Source organism: Variovorax sp. RCC_210 (assembly GCF_041355175.1).
Taxonomy (GTDB): Bacteria; Pseudomonadota; Gammaproteobacteria; order Burkholderiales; family Burkholderiaceae_C; genus Variovorax.
Genome location: NZ_JBFUPJ010000003.1, coordinates 441847 through 459427, shown reverse-complemented (window position 1 = coordinate 459427; position 17581 = coordinate 441847). Strand labels below are relative to the sequence as shown.

At 70.6% G+C, this 17581-nt stretch carries 16 protein-coding genes; 5 read left to right on the top strand and 11 right to left on the bottom strand.

Annotated elements, in window-relative coordinates; translation table 11 throughout:
• Window positions 1–38 precede the first annotated feature (38 nt).
• From AB6807_RS14130 to AB6807_RS14115, 4 genes are all read right to left on the bottom strand, one after another.
• Window positions 39–1613 carry a diguanylate cyclase gene (locus AB6807_RS14130; RefSeq protein WP_371085060.1) on the bottom strand — a complete coding sequence of 525 codons (1575 nt, stop codon included), beginning with the start codon at window positions 1611–1613 and terminating at the stop codon, window positions 39–41.
• Between the two features lie 147 nt (window positions 1614–1760).
• Window positions 1761–2591 (bottom strand): ABC transporter ATP-binding protein, encoded by an 831-nt coding sequence (locus tag AB6807_RS14125; RefSeq protein ID WP_371085059.1) that lies wholly within the window; start codon window positions 2589–2591, stop codon window positions 1761–1763.
• Window positions 2588–3691, bottom strand: a complete 1104-nt coding sequence (locus AB6807_RS14120) for a FecCD family ABC transporter permease (RefSeq protein ID WP_371085058.1) — start codon at window positions 3689–3691, stop codon at window positions 2588–2590. Before AB6807_RS14120 ends, AB6807_RS14125 begins: the two co-directional genes overlap by 4 nt.
• A 4-nt stretch (window positions 3692–3695) precedes the next feature.
• Window positions 3696–4877: an ABC transporter substrate-binding protein gene (locus AB6807_RS14115; protein ID WP_371085057.1), complete on the bottom strand. Its 1182-nt coding sequence runs from the start codon at window positions 4875–4877 to the stop codon at window positions 3696–3698.
• 232 nt (window positions 4878–5109) lie between these two features.
• Here AB6807_RS14115 and AB6807_RS14110 point away from each other — a divergent pair, with 232 nt between their 5' ends.
• From AB6807_RS14110 to AB6807_RS14100, 3 genes are all read left to right on the top strand, one after another.
• Window positions 5110–5844, top strand: a complete 735-nt coding sequence (locus tag AB6807_RS14110) for a response regulator (RefSeq protein ID WP_371085056.1) — start codon at window positions 5110–5112, stop codon at window positions 5842–5844.
• Window positions 5841–7331, top strand: coding sequence for an ATP-binding protein (locus tag AB6807_RS14105; RefSeq protein ID WP_371085055.1), 1491 nt, complete (start codon window positions 5841–5843; stop codon window positions 7329–7331). Before AB6807_RS14110 ends, AB6807_RS14105 begins: the two co-directional genes overlap by 4 nt.
• Window positions 7332–7481: 150 nt before the next feature.
• Window positions 7482–7769 carry a hypothetical protein gene (locus AB6807_RS14100; protein WP_286515072.1) on the top strand — a complete coding sequence of 96 codons (288 nt, stop codon included), beginning with the start codon at window positions 7482–7484 and terminating at the stop codon, window positions 7767–7769.
• Between the two features lie 14 nt (window positions 7770–7783).
• On the opposite strand, the gene AB6807_RS14095 is transcribed toward AB6807_RS14100, so the two are convergent.
• From AB6807_RS14095 to AB6807_RS14065, 7 genes are all read right to left on the bottom strand, one after another.
• Window positions 7784–8458, bottom strand: a complete 675-nt coding sequence (locus tag AB6807_RS14095) for a hypothetical protein (protein ID WP_371085054.1) — start codon at window positions 8456–8458, stop codon at window positions 7784–7786.
• Window positions 8459–8537: 79 nt separating this feature from the next.
• A complete protein-coding gene (locus tag AB6807_RS14090; protein ID WP_371085053.1) occupies window positions 8538–9410 on the bottom strand; it encodes a LuxR C-terminal-related transcriptional regulator in 873 nt (290 codons plus the stop codon).
• A 68-nt stretch (window positions 9411–9478) separates the two neighbouring features.
• On the bottom strand, window positions 9479–10543 hold the full coding sequence (locus AB6807_RS14085; protein WP_371085052.1) for a Bug family tripartite tricarboxylate transporter substrate binding protein: 1065 nt from the start codon (window positions 10541–10543) through the stop codon (window positions 9479–9481).
• 61 nt (window positions 10544–10604) lie between these two features.
• Window positions 10605–11414 (bottom strand): enoyl-CoA hydratase-related protein, encoded by an 810-nt coding sequence (locus tag AB6807_RS14080; RefSeq protein WP_371085051.1) that lies wholly within the window; start codon window positions 11412–11414, stop codon window positions 10605–10607.
• Window positions 11411–13375: an AMP-binding protein gene (locus AB6807_RS14075; RefSeq protein ID WP_371085050.1), complete on the bottom strand. Its 1965-nt coding sequence runs from the start codon at window positions 13373–13375 to the stop codon at window positions 11411–11413. The genes AB6807_RS14080 and AB6807_RS14075 overlap by 4 nt, the downstream gene beginning before the upstream one ends.
• A gap of 110 nt (window positions 13376–13485) precedes the next feature.
• Complete coding sequence (locus AB6807_RS14070) at window positions 13486–14322, bottom strand: SDR family NAD(P)-dependent oxidoreductase (RefSeq protein WP_371085049.1); 837 nt, start codon at window positions 14320–14322, stop codon at window positions 13486–13488.
• A 126-nt stretch (window positions 14323–14448) separates the two neighbouring features.
• The gene (locus AB6807_RS14065) at window positions 14449–15405 is read right to left on the bottom strand and encodes a GlxA family transcriptional regulator (RefSeq protein ID WP_116911330.1); all 957 of its coding nucleotides are present in this window, start codon (window positions 15403–15405) and stop codon (window positions 14449–14451) included.
• 111 nt (window positions 15406–15516) lie between these two features.
• Here AB6807_RS14065 and AB6807_RS14060 point away from each other — a divergent pair, with 111 nt between their 5' ends.
• Both AB6807_RS14060 and AB6807_RS14055 read left to right on the top strand, forming a co-directional pair.
• Window positions 15517–16050 (top strand): MOSC domain-containing protein, encoded by a 534-nt coding sequence (locus tag AB6807_RS14060; protein WP_371085048.1) that lies wholly within the window; start codon window positions 15517–15519, stop codon window positions 16048–16050.
• Window positions 16051–16300: 250 nt separating this feature from the next.
• Window positions 16301–17575, top strand: coding sequence for a multidrug efflux MFS transporter (locus AB6807_RS14055; RefSeq protein ID WP_371085047.1), 1275 nt, complete (start codon window positions 16301–16303; stop codon window positions 17573–17575).
• The last annotated feature ends 6 nt before the right edge of the window (window positions 17576–17581 follow it).

Here is a 17581-nt window from a genome sequence, read left to right as displayed (position 1 = left end):
CAGCGCCTCGGCTTCTTTCGATTTTTCCGGCGCGCGGCTTACTCGGTGTCTGGCGCCTGCAGGCTCGCCGAAATCTGGTACTCCACCCAGCCCCAGTAGTGGTCGAGCGTGGTGCCGTCGCGCACGGCTTTTTCCCAGTTGGCGAGCGCGAAGGCCGGATGCTCGGTGGCGGGCGCGTACTTGTCGCGCAGGCCCGCGGCGCCCAGGTCGATTTCTTCGGCGAAGGCGTCCATCGACAACGATGCCTCGGCCGCGGTCACGCCACCCGTGCCGAATGCGCCGCCCGTGCCGCTGTCCGGCCCGCCCGCCAAATTCCTTCCGGCCAGCACCACGCAGTCGCGGCCGCGCGCCTTCGCCTTCAGCAGCGCCATGTCGGCCTCCTTGAGCGACGCGCTGGTGTCGCGCGTGGTCGTCAGCGGCGCGATGCCGATGGACACGGTCAGCGGCATCGCCTGCGAACCCGTCACGAAGGGGTGGTCCGAAAACGCCTGGCGCACGGCCTCGACGCAGGCGTGCGCCTCCACCAGCGGCATCGCCTCGAAGACCAGCCCGAATTCCTCGCCGCCCAGCCGTGCGATGGGCACCTGGCCCGGCACCAGCGCGCGCAGCCGCCTGGCGACCTCCACCAGCGCCACGTCGCCCGTGTCGTGGCCGAAGCGGTCGTTGATCGACTTGAAGAAGTCCAGGTCGATGATGGCCACCGACGCCTGCGAGCCGCTGTCGACCACCGCCTGCGCGGACTGCATGGCCGTGTTGAAGCGGCGGCGGTTGGGCAGGCCGGTGAGCGCGTCGGTTTCCGACAGGTCGATGAGCTTGCGGTTCAGCAGCGACAGCTCGCGGTGCGCGGCGCGCAGGGCGTCCTCGCGCTGGATGAGTTCGGTCACGTCGGTCCAGACGCCGGCGGTGCCGCCCGCGTCCCACGCCTGCTCCTGCACGCGGTAGAAGCGCCCGGTGCGCGCGCGCATGGTGAGCGGTGCCTGCACCGGGCCGCGCGCGGTGCTCAGGCACAGCTGCTCGTAGACCTCGTCGCCGCCGAAGATGTCCTCGAACTTCTTCCAGTAGCCGCCCTGCTGCGCGCCGCGCCGCTCGATGGCCGGCACCCGCTGGATCAGGCCCATGAAGTGCTCGGAGAAAAACCTCGAATTCACGTAGCGCAGCACGCCCGCCGTGTCGTGCACGATGAGGCCCACGTTGGCCACGGCCATCAGGCCCTGCAGCAGGCTGCCCTCGGCACCGGGCGCCTTCTGCGCCGACACGTCGGACCAGATCTTGAAGCGGGCGCCGTCGGGCTGCGGGAACATGCGCAGCTCCAGCCAGCGGCCGTCGGGGCGCTGGTACTGGAACGGGCCTTCTTCGTGCGCGTGGCGGTGGATGGCGTTGCGCGCGGCATCGGCGCGCTCCTGCGCGGAGGCCTGCGGATGCTGCAGCGCCAGAAAGGGCTCCAGCGTCTCCAGGAAGGGCGTGCCCACCCGCAGGAAAGGCGCCACTTCGGGAAAGAAGGCGAGGTAGCGCTCATTCCAGAACGTGATCCGGTCCGACGCGTCGTAGCCGCACACGGCGGACGCGCCGTGCGCCATCAACGCCTGCGCCAGAAACTCTGAGCCGGAAACCATCTGAATCGTCAACCCCTGGCTGTTTGGAGCCGTACGCCGCGCACGTCCCTTCCTGACCAGATTGTTTCACGAATCAACAATTACGCACCTGATTTCCGTTCAGGGCATGCCCACCCCACCCCCTTGCGTTGAAACGGGGCGCGCGGCTCAGTGCACGTCCAGCGTGTCGTCCACGATCACCTGCAGCAACCCGCGGGAGCAGCGCTCCACCCGCGCGCTCACCTGCCAGGCGCGCGCCAGCATGCCGGCGGTGATGGCCTCCTCGGGCGTGCCGAACGCCGCCACGCGACCCTCATGCAGCACGGCCACGCTGTCGGCGAAGCGTGCCGCCAGGCCGATGTCGTGCAGCACCACCACGCCCACCAGCCCGTGCTCGCGCACCAGCTGGTGCACGCTGGACAGCACGCGCACCTGGTAGCGCAAATCGAGCGCGCTGGTGGGCTCGTCGAGCAGCAGCACCTGCGGGCGCCGCGCAATGGCCTGCGCCAGGCTCGCAAGCTGCCGCTGGCCGCCCGAGAGCTCGGCCAGCGAGCGCATCGCCAGCGCGCCGATGCCCAGCCGCTCGAGCGCGTCGAAGGCCTGGTCGACATAGGCGGCGCGCGAGTCCGCCATGGCCGACGCCACAGGTGAACTGGCGCGCAGGGCGCTGATCACCGTCTCGACCACGCTCAGCCCGATGGCCGGCGGCAGCGTCTGCGGCATGTAGGTCATGCGGCGCGAGCGCTCGGCGGGCGCCAGCTGTGCGAGGTCTTGCGCGCCCAGCAGCACGCGCCCGCGCACCGGGCACAGCCCCGCGATGCCGCGCAGCAAGGTCGACTTGCCGGCCGCGTTGGGACCGATGAGCGCGGTGAGCGTGCCCGGCGCCAGCGGCGGCAGGTTCAGCGCGTCGATCACCGTGCGGCGGCCGTAGGCGATCGACACATCGGACAGCGCCAAGGCCTGGGTGCGGGTTTGTTGTTGCACCGGCTGCTGCGTCACGCGCGGCCTCCCCGGCTGAACACCAGCACCACGAACACCGGCACGCCCACCAGCGCGGTGACGATGCCGACCGGCACGATCACGCCCGGCAGGATGAGCTTGCTCGCGATGGACGACAGCGACAGCAGCAGCGCGCCGACCGTGGCGCTGGCCGGCAGCAGGAAGCGCTGGTCCTCGCCCACGCACAGCCGCGCCATGTGCGGACCCACCAGCCCGATGAAGCCGATGGGCCCGACGAACGCGACCGCGAACGAAGCCAGCAGGCTGATGCGCAACAGCGACGCCACGCGCAGGCGCTTCACGTCCACGCCGAAGCTGCGCGCGCGGTCTTCGCCCAGGCGCAGCGCGGTGAGCCGCCACGACGCGCGCAGCGAGAACGGCAGCACCAGCAAGAACGCCGCGGCGAGCACGCCCACCTTGTCCCAGGTGGCGCGGGCCACGCTGCCCAGCGTCCAGAAAACCAGCTGCTGCAGCACGTCTTCGGTGGCCACCAGCTGCAGCATCGCCACCGCGGCATTGCAGCTGAACACCAGCGCGATGCCGAACAGCACCAGCGACTCCACGCCGGCCCCGCGCAGGCGCGACATCAGCTGCAGCAGGAACACCGAGGCACAGGCGAAGACGAAGGCGCAGGCCGCCACCACGCCGTTGTACGAAAGGCCCGGCACCGCGAAGCGGAACACGATGGCCAGCGAGGCGCCCAGCGCCGCGGCCGACGACACGCCGAGCGTGAACGGGCTGGCCAGCGGGTTGTCGAGCACGGTCTGCATCTCGGCGCCGGCCAGGCCCAGCGCGGCGCCCACCAGCACGGCCATCACCCCGTAGGGCAGGCGCACGTTCCACACGATGACCTCGGTGGTGCGGTCCAGGCTGCCCGGGTGCAGCAGCACCTGCAGCAGGTCGGCCACGCTCAGGCCCGACGAGCCGGTGACCACGTCGGTGACGAAGCTGGCCGCCAGCAGGCACAGCAGCAACGCGAGCAGCGCGGTGCGGCGCGCGAGCACTGCGCGGTAGCCCGCGTGCGCCGCGTCGCGGGCCTGGGCACGAAGCGCCGGTGCCTGCGATATCGCCAGAGGCGCCACGGTGGAAGGCACGCGCATCGGCTCAGCGCGCGGCGCTTGTGGCGCCTGCCGCGTTCGCGGCGTTCGCCAATGCCGCGTCGGTCGCCTTGCCGACCAGGTACTGCCCGTCGTTGCCGATGGTGAGGAAGCGGTTGAACACCTCGTCCTGCGTCTTCGCCGGGTCCAGCGTCTTGAACAGCGCCGGGTGCGTCCACTTGGCGAGCGCCTCGATGGCCACGATGTTGAACGGCGAGTTGTAGAAGTCGTGCCACAGCCCGTGCGCGCGGCCTTCGCGAAGGGCGCGCAGTTCCTTGAACTCGGGGCGGGCCAGCACCTTCACCAGGCTGGCCTGCGCGTCGGCTGCGTTCACGCCCGCGCCCAGTTGCAGGCCGGGGCTGCGGTTGCCGGTGGCCACGTACACGTCGGGGTCGGCCTTGAGCACGTATTCGACGCTCACGTCGCCGATGGCGCCGGGCACTGCGGCGGCCGCCACGTTGCGCCCGCCCGTGGCCGCGACCATGTCGCCCATGCCGCCCTTGCCCGTGGTGTGGCCCGGCGCCTGCCAGATGCCCGCCAGCAGCTCGACGAAGACCTTCGGCCGCGCCGCCTCGGGCAGCGGCGCCACCGCGTCGGTGATGCGCTTGAGGTGCGACGCATAGAACGACACGTAGGCCTGCGCCTCTTCCTCGCGGCCCAGCGCCTTGCCCAGCAGCGCGATGCTGCGCGGCGTGTCTTCGATGGGCTTGACGCGGAAGTCCACGAACAGCACGGCCACGCCGGCTTTCTCCAGCAGGTCGGCCACGCCGCTGTGCTCGGTGGGGCCGTGGCCCGCGATGCTGAACACGGCCACGTCGGGCTTGAGCGACAGGATGCGCTCGGCGCTCACGCTCTGCTCCGACGCCTGGCCGATGAGCGGCACGTTCTTCACCTCGGGGTACTTCGCGGCGTAGCGGTCGAAGGTGTGCGGGTCCATCAGGCGCAGGTCGTTCTGCCAGCCGGCCACGCGCTTGAAGGGCGCGTCGCGGTCCAGCAGCGCCAGCGCGTAGAAGAGCCGGCCCTCGCCGAGCACGATGCGCTCGACCTTGTCGGGCACGTTCACCTTGCGCCCGAGGATGTCGGTCACTTCCACGGCGTGCGCCGGGGTGGCGAAGGCGAGCAAGGCGCAAGCGAAGAAGGCGCCCGCGGCGGCAAGGCGCAGCGCGGGCTTGAAGATGGCAGTGGTCATGGTGTCGTCTCGATGCCCGGCCAGCGGCGCGGCGCGGGAGCTCCCGGCATCGACTTCCTCAATAAAATGCAAATCGTTCTTGTTTGGGAACACGCAGCACTTTATTGAGGCGACCCTTGAAAAATATGTTGGCCGTACGGCCGTGTGCAATGGAATGTGGCCAGGCGGCGTTTCAACACAATCCATTACAAAGCGCCGCTTGCGGTGGCGTTGGCCTGTTCGGAGGGGTTCGGTGAGCACCGGTGACCGCATCCTGGTGGTCGACGACGACCCCGACATCCGCCAGCTGCTGTGCGACTACCTGCGCGAGGCCGGCATGCGCCCCGCCGCCGCCGCGGACGGCCAGGCCATGTGGGCCTGGCTGGAGCACCACGTGGCCGACCTCATCGTGCTCGACCTGATGCTGCCCGGCACCGACGGCCTGGCCCTGTGCCGCGCGCTGCGCGAGCGCACGCGGCTGCCGGTGGTGATGCTCACGGCGCGCGGCGCGCTGATCGACCGCATCGTCGGCCTGGAAATGGGCGCCGACGACTACCTGCCCAAGCCCTTCGATCCGCGCGAACTGCTGGCGCGCATCAAGGGCGTGCTGCGCCGCACGCAGGAATTTCCGCCGCATGCGCGCGCCGAAGAAGCCGGCGTACTGCACTTCAACGGCTGGCAGCTGGACACGCGCACGCGCCAGCTCACCTCGCCCGCGAACGTGCTGGTAGCGCTCGGCGGCACCGACTACCGCGTGCTGCGCGAACTGCTGCGCCACGCCAACCGCACGCTGAGCCGCGACTACCTGATCGAGCACGCCTTCGACAAGGAGCGCTCGCCCTTCGACCGCGCCATCGACGTGTGCATCAGCCGGCTGCGCCAGCACCTGGAAGAAGACGCGCGCAGCCCCGCCGTGATCCGCACCGTGCGCAACGCGGGCTACGTGCTCACGGCCGAGGTGACGACCCGCGCCATGGCCGGTTCGTGACGCGCGCCTTGCACACCCTGGGCCGCTGGGCGCGGCGCTGCTGGCCGAGCTCGCTGTTCGGGCGCATCGTGGTCATCCTGGTGACGGGCATGCTGATGGCGCAGATGCTGACCAGCTCCATCTGGTACGACATGCGCTACGGCCAGCTGCTCGAGGTGCCGGCGCGCCTGGTGGCGAGCCGGCTGGCCGACACGGTGCGGCTGGTGGAATCGATGCCGCCCGAAGGCCGCGCCGCCCTGCTGCGCACGCTGAGCGCCGACACGTTCCGGCTCACGCTGAGCGATGCGCCCGTTTCGTCCGCCGCGAGAACCGCATCGGCATCTAGCTCTACTTCTACTGCCTTCGCGGACACCGAGCAGCTGATCGCCTCCGTCTTCGCGAAACGCCTGGGCCAACCGCCGACACCGCCCTTGCAACCAGGACCGCAACCGCAACTCCAGCTGCTGGACCTCGGCCTGCTCGGCGACGACGCCCGGCCCGCCGGCACCTGGGCGCTGCTCGAATCGCATTCGCCCACCGGGCGCTTCCGCATCCAGGCGCGCCTGTCCGACGGCCGCTGGCTGCAGCTCGACGCGCTCGAAGGCCAGGGCGGGCGCGACCCGCGCCCGATTTCGGCGCTGGTCGACTACCTGCTGCGCATCTACCTGTTGCGCATCGTCGTCGTGGTGGCGATTTCGCTCGTCGCGGTTCGCCTGGCCATCCGCCCGCTGGAGCGCATGGCCCAGGCAGCCGAAACGCTGGGCCGCGACATCCACAGCCCGCCGCTGGCCGAGCAGGGGCCGCGCGAAGTGCGCAAGGCCGCCGAGGCCTTCAACGCGATGCAGCGCCGCCTGATCGCCGGCATGGCCGAGCGCACGCGCTTCCTGGCCGCCGTGTCGCACGACCTGCGCTCGCCCATCACCCGGCTGCGGCTGCGCACCGAGTTCCTGCCCGACAAGGCACTGCAGGACAAGTTACGCACCGACCTGCAGGAGATGGAAAACATGGTCAACGCCACGCTCGACTTCGTGCGCGGCATCGATGCCGAAGACCGGCGCCAGCACATCGACGTGAGCGCGCTGCTGCACAGCCTGGCCGACGACTGGCGCGAGACCGGCGCCGACGTCATGGTGACCGGCCAGGCCCTGCAGCCCCTGCACGGCTTTGCTCAGAGCCTGAAGCGCTGCGTGCAGAACCTGGTGGAGAACGCGCTGCGCTACGGCGAGCGCGCGCACATCGTCGTCGAGGACAGTGCCGGGCTGCTGCGCATCGCCGTGCGCGACGACGGGCCGGGCATTCCGGCCACGCAGCTCGAACAGGTGTTCGAGCCCTTCTACCGGCTGGAGGCCTCGCGCAATGCGAGTTCGGGCGGCTTCGGGCTGGGCCTGAGCATCGCGCGCACGGTGGTGGCCGCGCACGGCGGGCGCATCGTGCTCGCGAACCGCGCGGAGGGCGGGCTGGAGGCCTTGCTGGAGTTTCCGCGTGGCGGGGATGCCCTGCCGGCCTGAACCAACGCCCAGACCGCGCTTTCCGGCCGGCGACCGGGACATTGGCCTACTCGAATGTCGGCACTTCGCCGTACGGATGGCCGCGCGTGTCGCGAGAGCCTTGCGTTTCAGGTTTCAGATCCGTCATCCACAGAAGAAAGGCCAGCCACCATGACCGCTGCAAATACCGCCATGCCCGCATCGATCGCCGACGACACGCTGACCCCGCTGGACATCTCGCAGGCCGTGCTCGAAGGCGAAGAGAACCCGAACGTGGCCCGACCGCTCACGCCGAAGGAACAGGCCGCGCGCGGCGCTGCCGCCGCAGGCCACGCCGCGCTCGGAAGGGGCGCCCGCCTGAAGCGCGCCCTGCGCAGCCCCGCGGTCGCCTGGGGTGGCGCGGCCGCCACGGGCATTGCGCTGGCGCTGTTCTACGCGCGTCGCACGAGCCGCATCTGACGAGCCGCAGCTGATCAGTGCGCGGCGGGGTCGTGCGCGGCATCGCCGTGCAGGCCCATGCCGGCGCCCATGCCGCCGCCGGCCGTACCAGCGCCGGCACCGCCCCCACCACCTCCTCCTCCGCCGCCACCCTTCGCACCGCCGCCGCCTTCGCGCGCGGCAGTTCCCTTCGATCGCACCGGCCCCTGCTTGGGAATGCCCAGCTCCGCCGGAATCGGGTCGAGGTCGAGCACATCGCGAATGAACAGGCGCAGCGACACCACCAGTTCCGCCGTTTCCACGGGCCGCCCTTCGACCATGTCGTTGGCCGCGCGCGCGGCCAGGCGCACCTGTTCTTCAGTACCCAGCAAGATCACGTCCGACAGCGCGGCCTCGACCGCATCGCGAATGCGCCGCCGGCGGTCCGACGCGGCAAGCGCCGCCGCCTCGGCGCCTTCGCGCAGGCGCAGTTCGCGCAGATGGCTGGGGTCCACCGACAGGTCGCCCGTGAACGAACCGCCCAACACCTTGTAGGCGGCGATGAGCGTCTTCAGCCGCTCGTTGATCTGCCGGTTGGCACGCTCGCGACGCTGCTGCACGCTGTGCATCACCAGCAGGCGAATGCCGACGGCGACAAGGGAGACGACGACAAGGCCGAGCAGCGTGGTCAGCAGGCCTTGCCAGGAGCTGAAGTCGAGGGAGTTGCGCATGGTGCCGAACGATCATAGGCGCACATGTGTGCGCACATGCGCAGCGCGGCGCCCCTTGCGCGCAAGCCGCGCCGCGGTCCTACACCAGGGCGGGAGCCGCCGCCGCGACCGCGACCGGCCCGCTGCCCGCTTCGGCCAGCGCCTTGGCGAACAGCTCGTTGCGGTGGTGCAGGCCCATGCGCTCGAACGCGCGGTTGCGGTAGGTCTTCACCGTGCCGGCGGAAATGCCCAGGTCGGCCGCGATGCCGTCGTAGGTCCAGCCGCGCAGCAGCCGCTGGCACACCTCGCGCTCGCGGCGCGGCAGCTCGGCCAGCGCCGCGGGCTCGGGGTTGAGCGCGACCACGTCGCCACCTTGCCCTTGCAGGTCGCTGAACGGCTGCTGCGCCGTGAGCCGAAGGTGCAGCTTCACCGTCGCCAGCAGAGGCGCCGCCACGCTGCAGAGCAGGTCGACCTCGTCGTCGCGGAACGACGACTGCGCCATGCCCCGGTACAGGTTCACCGCCAGCACCGCGCCGCGGGCGTCGCCTTCCACCAGCGACACGCGCTCGCGCAGGCCGTGGCGAATGTAGATGGCCTTGCGGTGCTCCAGCGGAATCTCGCGCGCGTGCCAGCGCGTGACCACCGCATTGCCGCCCTGCACCACCTCGCGCGCTTCCAGAAAGGTGCGGTCGCGGCTGTAGAGGCCCTGTCGGTACACGCGCCACGAATCGCGGGTGCCGTCGGCCATGCCGAAGGCACCGCCGCCGTAGCTCTCGGGCGGCGCATCGGGGAACAGCTTGTAGATCGACATCCAGCACATCGGCAGCATCCGGTTGAGCTCGCCCAGCGCCTTGGCGCTGAAGTCGGGCTGGCCGGTGCAGCCGATGACGCCGGCCAGCGCCAGGCTGGCGCGCTCCGACGCACCCGCCGGGTCGTGCCGCGGCGATTGCTGCGTGAGGGGAATCAGGTCCATGTGCGCAAGCTAGCGGCAACGGGGCGATCTTCCAACCGGGTTGACCCTGTTCCGGCCGTTGCGCAGGCTCAATCGCCCTTGAAGCCCGTGGCCGCCACCACCTTCTGCCAGCGCACCGTCTCGGCCGCGATCATGCTGCGCGCGTCGGCGGCGCTGCTGCCGGCGATGCTGAAGCCCGCCTCTTCGAGCCGGCGCCGCACCTCGGGTGCCTGCACCGCCGCCACCGCCTGCGCGTTGAGCTTGTCGAGCACCGCTTGCGGCGTGCCGGCGGGCGCGAACAGCACGAACCACGCCGAGAAGTCGGCCTTGGGAAAACCCGACTCGGTGAAGGTGGGCACCGCCGGCAGCAGCGGCGAACGCTGGGGCGCGGTGGTGGCCAGCGCGCGCATCTTCTCGCCCTTGACCTGCGCCATGGCCAGCGCGGTCGACACGAAGGCCGCCTGCACGTCGCCCGCGATGATGGCCGTGACCGCGTCGCCGGTCGCGCGAAAGTGCACCGGCTCCACCTTGAAGCCGCCCTGCTCCGCGAACATCTCGGCGCCGAAGTGGCCCGGCGTGCCCGCGCCGAAGGTGCCGAAGTTGACCTTGTCCTTCTCGGCCCTGGCCATCTTCACGAAGTCGGCGACGGTCTTCGCGGGCGAGCTGTTGGGCACCACCAGGATGAAGTCGGTGCGCACCACCTCCGACACCGGCACCAGCTCGCGCGCCGGGTCGTACTGCAGCTTGGAGAACGCCGCCGGCGCGATGCTGATGGCGCTCACGTCGGCAATGAGCAGCGTGTAGCCGTCGGCCGGGCTCTTGGCGACGAACTGCGCGGCAATCTGCCCGCCCGCGCCCGCGCGGTTCTCGATGACCATCGGCTGGCCGATGGTCTCGCCCAGGCGCTGCCCGAGCACGCGCGTGAGCACGTCGGGCCCGGTGCCGGGCGCGAAGCCCACGGCCAGGCGCACCGGCCGCGTCGGGTAGGCCTGCGCGGACGCGGCCGGCTGTGAAAAGGAAAGCTGCGGCCAGCCCAGCGCCAGCGATGCAGCGGCGCCCGCCGCGCCTGCAGCGAGGCACCCCCTGCGGGTCAACTTCATGTCGGCAGGCGTGTTTGCAGGCGTGTTGGCAAGCGTGTTCTTGGGCGTGTTCATCGGTTTGTCTCCGTTGGTTCTTGAAATCGAATGGCTCTGAAGTTCTAGCGAGCAACGCCGCTCAGCGGCCCTGGTAGTCGGGGCTGCGCTTTTCCATGAAGGCGCGCGGCCCTTCGCGCGCGTCGGCACTGGCGAACACCGCCTTCTTCGCGCGGTCTTCGAGCCGGTAGCCGACGTCCAGCGGCACGCCGTTGGCCTCCATCACCGTCTGCTTCACGGCCTGCACGGCGAGCGGGCCGTTGGCGGCAACTTGCAGCGCCACCTCGCGCGCCTTCGCCATCAGCTGGTCGGCGGGCACCACGTGGTTGACCAGCCCGCATTGCAGGGCGGCCTGCGCGTCCATCGGCCGGCCGGTGAGCATGAACTCCATCGCGCGCGCATGGCCGATCTGCCGCGGCAGCCGCACCATGGAACCCGCGAAGGGAATCAGCGCGCGCTGCACTTCGGGCAGCCCGAAGCTCGCGTGCGCGGCGGCAATACGGATGTCGGTGCCCAGCATCGTCTCGAAGCCCGCGGCCATGCAGGCGCCGTTGATGGCCGCGACCACCGGCTTGTGCAACGCGAAGTCGCGCAGCGACGAGGCCGCCAACACCAGCGGGTCGGCGAGCATGCGGTGCTCGAAGGCGTCGGCGGGCGCGCGGTCGCCGGTCATCAGCGGAAGCGTGGTCGCCAGGTCGCCGCCCGCGCAGAAGGCCAGCTCGCCCGCGCCGGTGAGGATGGCCACGCGCAGGTTCGCGTCCGCGCGAAAGTCGACGAAGGCATCGGCCAGCAGGCACAGCATGCGCGGCGTGAGCGCGTTGCGCGCCTGCGGTCGGTCGAGCGTGATGGTGGCGACGTGGCCGTTCTTTTCGTAGCGGATGTCGTCGTTCATGCGCCGGCTCCTTGCGCCGTGCCGACGCGGCAGGTCAGCGCGAACACGCCGAGCAGCTTGCGCACCTGCGCGGCGGTGTCGATGTCATCGAGGGCAGCGGAGTGATGGCAAGCGATTTCCTCCTCGGCCAGCGTGCAGTGCACCACCAGCCCTTTTCCCTCGGCGCGCACATCGACCTGCACCCGGTCCGCCAGCCCGTTCTGCGCGAGGCGGTCCTGCACCACCCAGCGGATCGCCATGGCGCGCAGCGTGGGCTTGTAGAGCTTGCCGATGGCGGTGACCGGCAGCGCGTCGAGCACGAAGATCGCCTTCGGGTACGCAGGCCGTTCCGGAATGCGCGCCTGCGCGAACGCGGCGAGCTCGTCGCTGCCCACCGTGCGGCCCGGGCGCAGCGACACGTATGCCACCGGCACCTCGCCCGCATATTCGTCGGGCGCGCCCACCGCCGCGGCCAGCAGCACGTCGGGGTGCGCCATGAGCGCGTCTTCGATGACCACGGGGTCGATGTTGTGGCTGCTGCGGATGATCAGGTCCTTCGAGCGCCCGGTGACGAACACGCGCCCCTGCGCGTCGATGCGGCCCACGTCGCCCGTCACCAGCCAGCCGCCATCGACGAGCACGCCGGTGTTGTTGTCGGCGTCGGTGTAGCCGGGGCCCACGTTCGGACCCTGGATCTGCAGGATGCCTTCCGGGCTTTCATCACCCGCCGCCAGCGCCACGCCGCCCTCGTCCGCCACGCGCACCCGGGTGAACGGCAGCGGCCAGCCGACCGAGCCCGCCACGCGCGGCGCACCCGCGGGCTCGATGGCGATCACGCCGCCGCACTCCGTCATGCCCAGGATGTTGCGCACCGCGATGCCCAGGCGCTGCTCGAAGGCGTCGGCCAGGTCCGAAGGCAGCGGCGAGCCTCCCGTGAGCAGGCAGCGCACGCGCGACAGGTCTTCGCCCTTCAGCGGCACGCCCAGCAGCGTGGACATCACGGTCGGCACCGCCGCCAGCAGCGTGACGCGGTGCAGCGCCACGAACCGCCAGTACGCCTGCATGAAGGCCGTGTTGCGCAGGCCCAGCAGCGTCGGCAGCACCACCTCGCCGCCCGCGAGCAGGGTCGACAGCCCGTAGACGAAGGAGCCCGCCACATGGAACAGCGGAAAGCCGTTGAGCACCACGTCGTTCTCCGTGGTGCCGTACATGCATGCCGCGCCCCATGCCGCGTGAAGCTGGTTGCCGTGCGTGTGCTGCGCGAGCTTGGGGCGCCCGGTGGTGCCGCCGGTGTGGAACAGCGCGGCGATGCGGTGGGCATCGGGCGCGCGCGGCCGCTGCAGCGGCGCGTCGGACTGGGCGGCGAGCAGCGCGTCGAAGTGCAAAGCGTCTTCCTTGCCCTGCCCGATCTGCGTGTCTTGCTCGCAGCCCACCGCGATCACGTGCGCCAGCGATTTGCAGCGACCGCGCAGCCCCGGCACGCGGGACCAGATGTCCAGCTCGGGGTGGGGGCCCAGCGCCACCAGCACATTGACCTGCGCCGCATCGATCAGCTCGGCGATGTGCGCCTCGCCCAGCAGGTAGTTGATGGGGCAGGCCACGCCCGCCGCCTCGGCGCCCCACAGCGTGAAGTAGGCCTCGGGAATGGCGGGCAGCAGGAAGGCCACGCGCGGCTGCGCGTCGCCGCACAGCGCGGTGAACGCACGCGCCGCGCGCCGCACCTGCGCCACCATCTGCGCATGCGTCCAGCGCGCGGGCGGCACCGACGGGTCGGCGCTGCGAATGAAGGTGATGGCGGGCCGGCCGGCGTGCCGCAGCGCGGCGTCTTCCAGTGCATCGAGCACGTCCGCGTGCGGCATGAACTGCGCGTAGGGGGCGGCCTCGATGCGCCGGATGTCCTCCAGGCTGCGAATGCCCGCATCGGCGTCGACCCCGGGATCGACATCGACGGCCGTGCCGACTGCTTGTGCTGCTGCTCTCAAACGCGCGCTCCCAGGTCAGGGGTGTCAGGGGGGCCCGTTGCCGGGCAAGTGTCTGACGGGAGCGTAAGCAGCGAGCGCCGCGGCGTCTGTCTGCCGCGATGGGGACAGGCTTACCCTGAGACGGTGGCGCCCACCTTGTAGCGCGCGGCAGGCGCCGCGTTCGACAGCCGGGTCGACATCGCGCGGCGCGCCGCCTCGAAGGCGTTCCATTCGTCCTGGCTGGGCAGTGCCGGAATGGTCACCTGCTCGCCCTGGTCGAGCCCCGCGAGCGATGCGTCGACCATGTCTTCAGCCGTCATCACCCACTCGCCCGGCAGGTTGTGCACCGGCAGGCCGGCAATGTCCCAGAACTCGGTGGCGGTGGCGCCCGGCAACACCGCCTGCACCCGCACGCCTTTGCCCGCCAACTCGTGCTGCAGCGACTGGCTCAGCGCCAGCACGAAGGCCTTGCTGCCGCCGTACACGCCGTTGAGCGTTTCCGGCGAAATCGCCACGATGGACGCAATGTTCACCAGCGTGCCCGCGCCGCGCGCCACGAAGCCCGGCACGGCGGCGTAGGTGAGCCGCGTGAGCACGCTCACGTTGAGCGAGATCATGGCTTCCATCTTGTCGATGTCCGACGCCAGCAGCGGCGCGGTGGCGCCCACGCCGGCGTTGTTCACCAGCATCGTGATGTCGCCGCGCGTGCGCAGCACGGCCTCCACGCGCGCGATATCGGCCTTGTCGGTGAGGTCGGCCGGCAGCACCTCGACCTTGCGGCCGGTCTCGCCGCCCAGGCGGTCCGCCAGCGCGGCCAGGCGTTCACGGTTGCGCGCCACTAGGATCAGGTCGAAACCGCGGCGTGCCAGCCGGTCGGCGTACACGGCGCCGATGCCGGAGGATGCGCCGGTGATGAGGGCGGTGCCCTGTGTCTTTGCGCTTGGATTTGCGCTTGGATTTGCAGTCATGGAACTTCCTTTGGATGCCACGTCGTTGTGTGGCGGTAGGGGAAGTTTGCTGCGCGCGGGCCATGGCGTAAATGTCATATAAGCCACTTTTCAGGACATCCGGCGTGGCCGGCCGACTTCAGGATTTCAGGCGGTCGCGAGCGCGCCCGCCTGCTGCCGAGCCGTGCGCCGCACGCTCTGCGGCGGCTGGCCCATCGTGCGCAGGAAGGCGCGGCGCATGCGCTCGGGGTCGCCGAAACCTGTTTCTTGCGCCACCACGCCCAGCGCCAGGTTGCCCTCGTCGATCAGCGCGCGCGCCGCTTCCACGCGCAGGTTTTCCACCGCCTGCGCGGGCGACTGCCCCGTGTCGGCCTTGAAGGCGCGGCTGAACTGGCGCGGGCTCAGGTGCGCGACCTCGGCCAGCTCTTCCACCGACAGCGCATCGCGCAGGTTGGCGCGCGCATGCAAAAGAGCCTGCTGGATGCGGTCGGAGCGCGGCTCCAGCTCCAGCAGCGTGGAGTACTGCGACTGCCCGCCCGCGCGCCGGTGGTACACGACCAGCTTGCGCGCCACGTAGCGCGCCGTTTCCACGCCCATGTCTTCTTCCACCAGCGCCAGCACCAGGTCGATGCCCGCCGTCATGCCGGCCGAGGTCCACACCGGCCCGTCGTTGATGAAGATGCGGTCGGGCTGCACCTTGACGGCCGGGTGGCGCTGCTGCAGCTCCTGCGCAAAGGCCCAGTGCGTGGTCGCGCGGCGCCCGTCGAGCAGGCCTGCGTCGGCCAGCCCGAAGGCGCCGGTGCAGATGCTCGCCACGCGGCGCGCGTTGCGCAGGCTGGCGCGCAGGTAGCGGCGCATCTTCTCGGAGGTGGGCAGGAGCGTGAGCGCGCCGGTCATCAGCAACGTGTCGAACCGGGCCGTGCCGAAGCGCCGGGTGTCGGCGCTCACGCCCGAAGAGCTTCGCACCAGGCCCCCTTCTTCCGACAGCAGCTCGACCTTGTAGACCGGCTTGCCGGCGTGGATGTTGGCAAGCTCGAAGGCGGCGATGACCGCCAGCTCGAGCACCTGGAAACCGGGAAAGACGATCAAGCCGATGCGCTTCATGGCGATGTCCTGAAAAGAGGGTTAGGGGTCATTCGAGACGACAGCCTAAACCTTCTCGCCCGACCGGGGCTGCCGCGGGGCCATGCGCCGCGGCTTGCGCACAATGGCCGCATGCCCGACCTCCGTGAATTGACCCGCCAGTTTCCCCGCCCCGGCCGCCTCGACGCCATTCTTCTGCGGCCCGCGCGCCGAGCGCCCGTGCAGTCCGTCGAGGAGGCGGTGGTGCTCGAAGGCCGCGGCCTGCAGGGCGACCGCAGCAGCAAGGCGGCGAAGCCGGGCGGCAAGCGACAGGTCACGCTGGTGCAGGCCGAGCACCTGCCGGTGATCGCCTCGCTCTGCGCGCTGGACGCCGTGGCCGCCGAGGTGCTGCGCCGCAACTTCGTGGTGTCGGGGCTGAACCTGCTCGCCGCCCGCGCGCTGTTTCGCGACCAGCCGCTGGTGCTGGGCATCGGAGCAGAAGTGCTGCTGGAAATCAGCGGGCCGTGCGAGCCGTGCTCGCGCATGGAAGAAGCGCTCGGGCCCGGTGGCTACAACGCGCTGCGCGGGCACGGCGGGGTGACGGCGCGGGTGCTGCGCGGCGGGGTGGTGCGGGTGGGGGATATGGTGAGTTGCGGGGTGGGGCATGTGGGGATTCAACCGGCATAACAACCGACAAAAAGAACCGGCAAAAGAACCGGCAATTCAACCGGCAACCTGATTCGGCACTGGCACGCTCAAGTCGTTGATTCAGAAGACTTTATTCGCGCCAAAAGCCAAAAAACAACCGGCAACTCTTGCGCGCCGCAGCGCTCGCTTTCTTGGGCTCCGACGGCTCGCCCCCCGCCCCTCGCGATGCCTCCCGCCGCCATTCGGCAGGCGCCAATTCGCCCGCCGCGTCACACAATGGCCGTTCCCCATGACGCACCCGACGACAACAACGACCGCTCCCGCGCCCGACACCGCGGCGAGCCCCCAACCTCCTGCCCAGTCCCAGGCCCAGGCCCACATGCACTGGCAGCGCAACCTCGCCGTGTGCATGTTCGGCTCGTTCACCACCATCATCGCGATGACGCTGCTGCTGCCCTTCCTGCCGCTGTACGTCGAGCAGCTGGGCGTGAAGGACCACGCGGCCATCGTGCAGTGGTCGGGCGCGGCCTATGGCGCGACCTTTCTCAGCGCCGCGCTGGTGGCGCCGCTGTGGGGCCGGCTGGCCGACCGCTACGGGCGCAAGCCGATGCTCATTCGCGCGAGCCTGGGCATGTCGGTGGCGATGGCACTGATCGGCCTGGCGGGCAACGTGTGGCAGCTGGTCGGGCTGCGGCTGCTGGCCGGGCTGCTGGGCGGCTACGCCTCGGGCTCGATGGTGCTGGTCGCCACGCAAACGCCCAAGGACCGCACCGGCTGGGCGCTGGGCACCATGTCGTCGGCCATCATGGCGGGCAACCTGGTGGGGCCGCTGGTGGGGGGCATGCTGCCGCCGCTCATCGGCATTCGCGCAACCTTCTTCGCCGCGGGCGCGATGATCTTCGTGGCCTTCCTGGCCACGGCCTTCCTCATTCGCGAGCAGAAGCGCACGCCCACCGAGAAAAAGCAGAGCGGCACGCCCGAGGCCGGCTGGGCCGCCGTGCCCGACAAGCGCCCGCTGGTGGCCATGCTCTTCACCGGCATGCTGCTGATGCTGGCGAACATGTCGATCGAGCCCATCATCACCGTGTACGTGGCCACGCTGGTCGAAGACCCGAACCGCGTGACGATGATGGCCGGCCTGGTGATGTCGGCCGCCGCGCTGGGCAGCATCCTCTCGGCCTCGCGGCTGGGCAAGCTGGCCGACCGCGTGGGGCACTGGAACGTGATCGTCGGCTGCCTGGCGGTGTCGGCGCTGCTGCTGGTGCCGCAGGCCTTCGTCACCTCGGGCTGGCAGCTGGTGGTGCTGCGCTTTCTGATGGGGCTGTCGCTGGGCGGGCTGCTGCCCTGCATTGCCAGCGTGATCCGCCACAACGTGCCCGAGCGCGTGGCCGGCAACATGCTGGGCTACTCGACCTCGGCGCAGTACACCGGCCAGGTGGCGGGCCCGCTGCTGGGCGGCTTCGTGGGCGGGCACATCGGCATGCGCGCGGTGTTCCTGGGCACCTGCGTGCTGATGGCCGCGGGCGCCGGGTGGAACTGGCTGGCCAAGCGGCGCCAGCCCTAGCCGGGC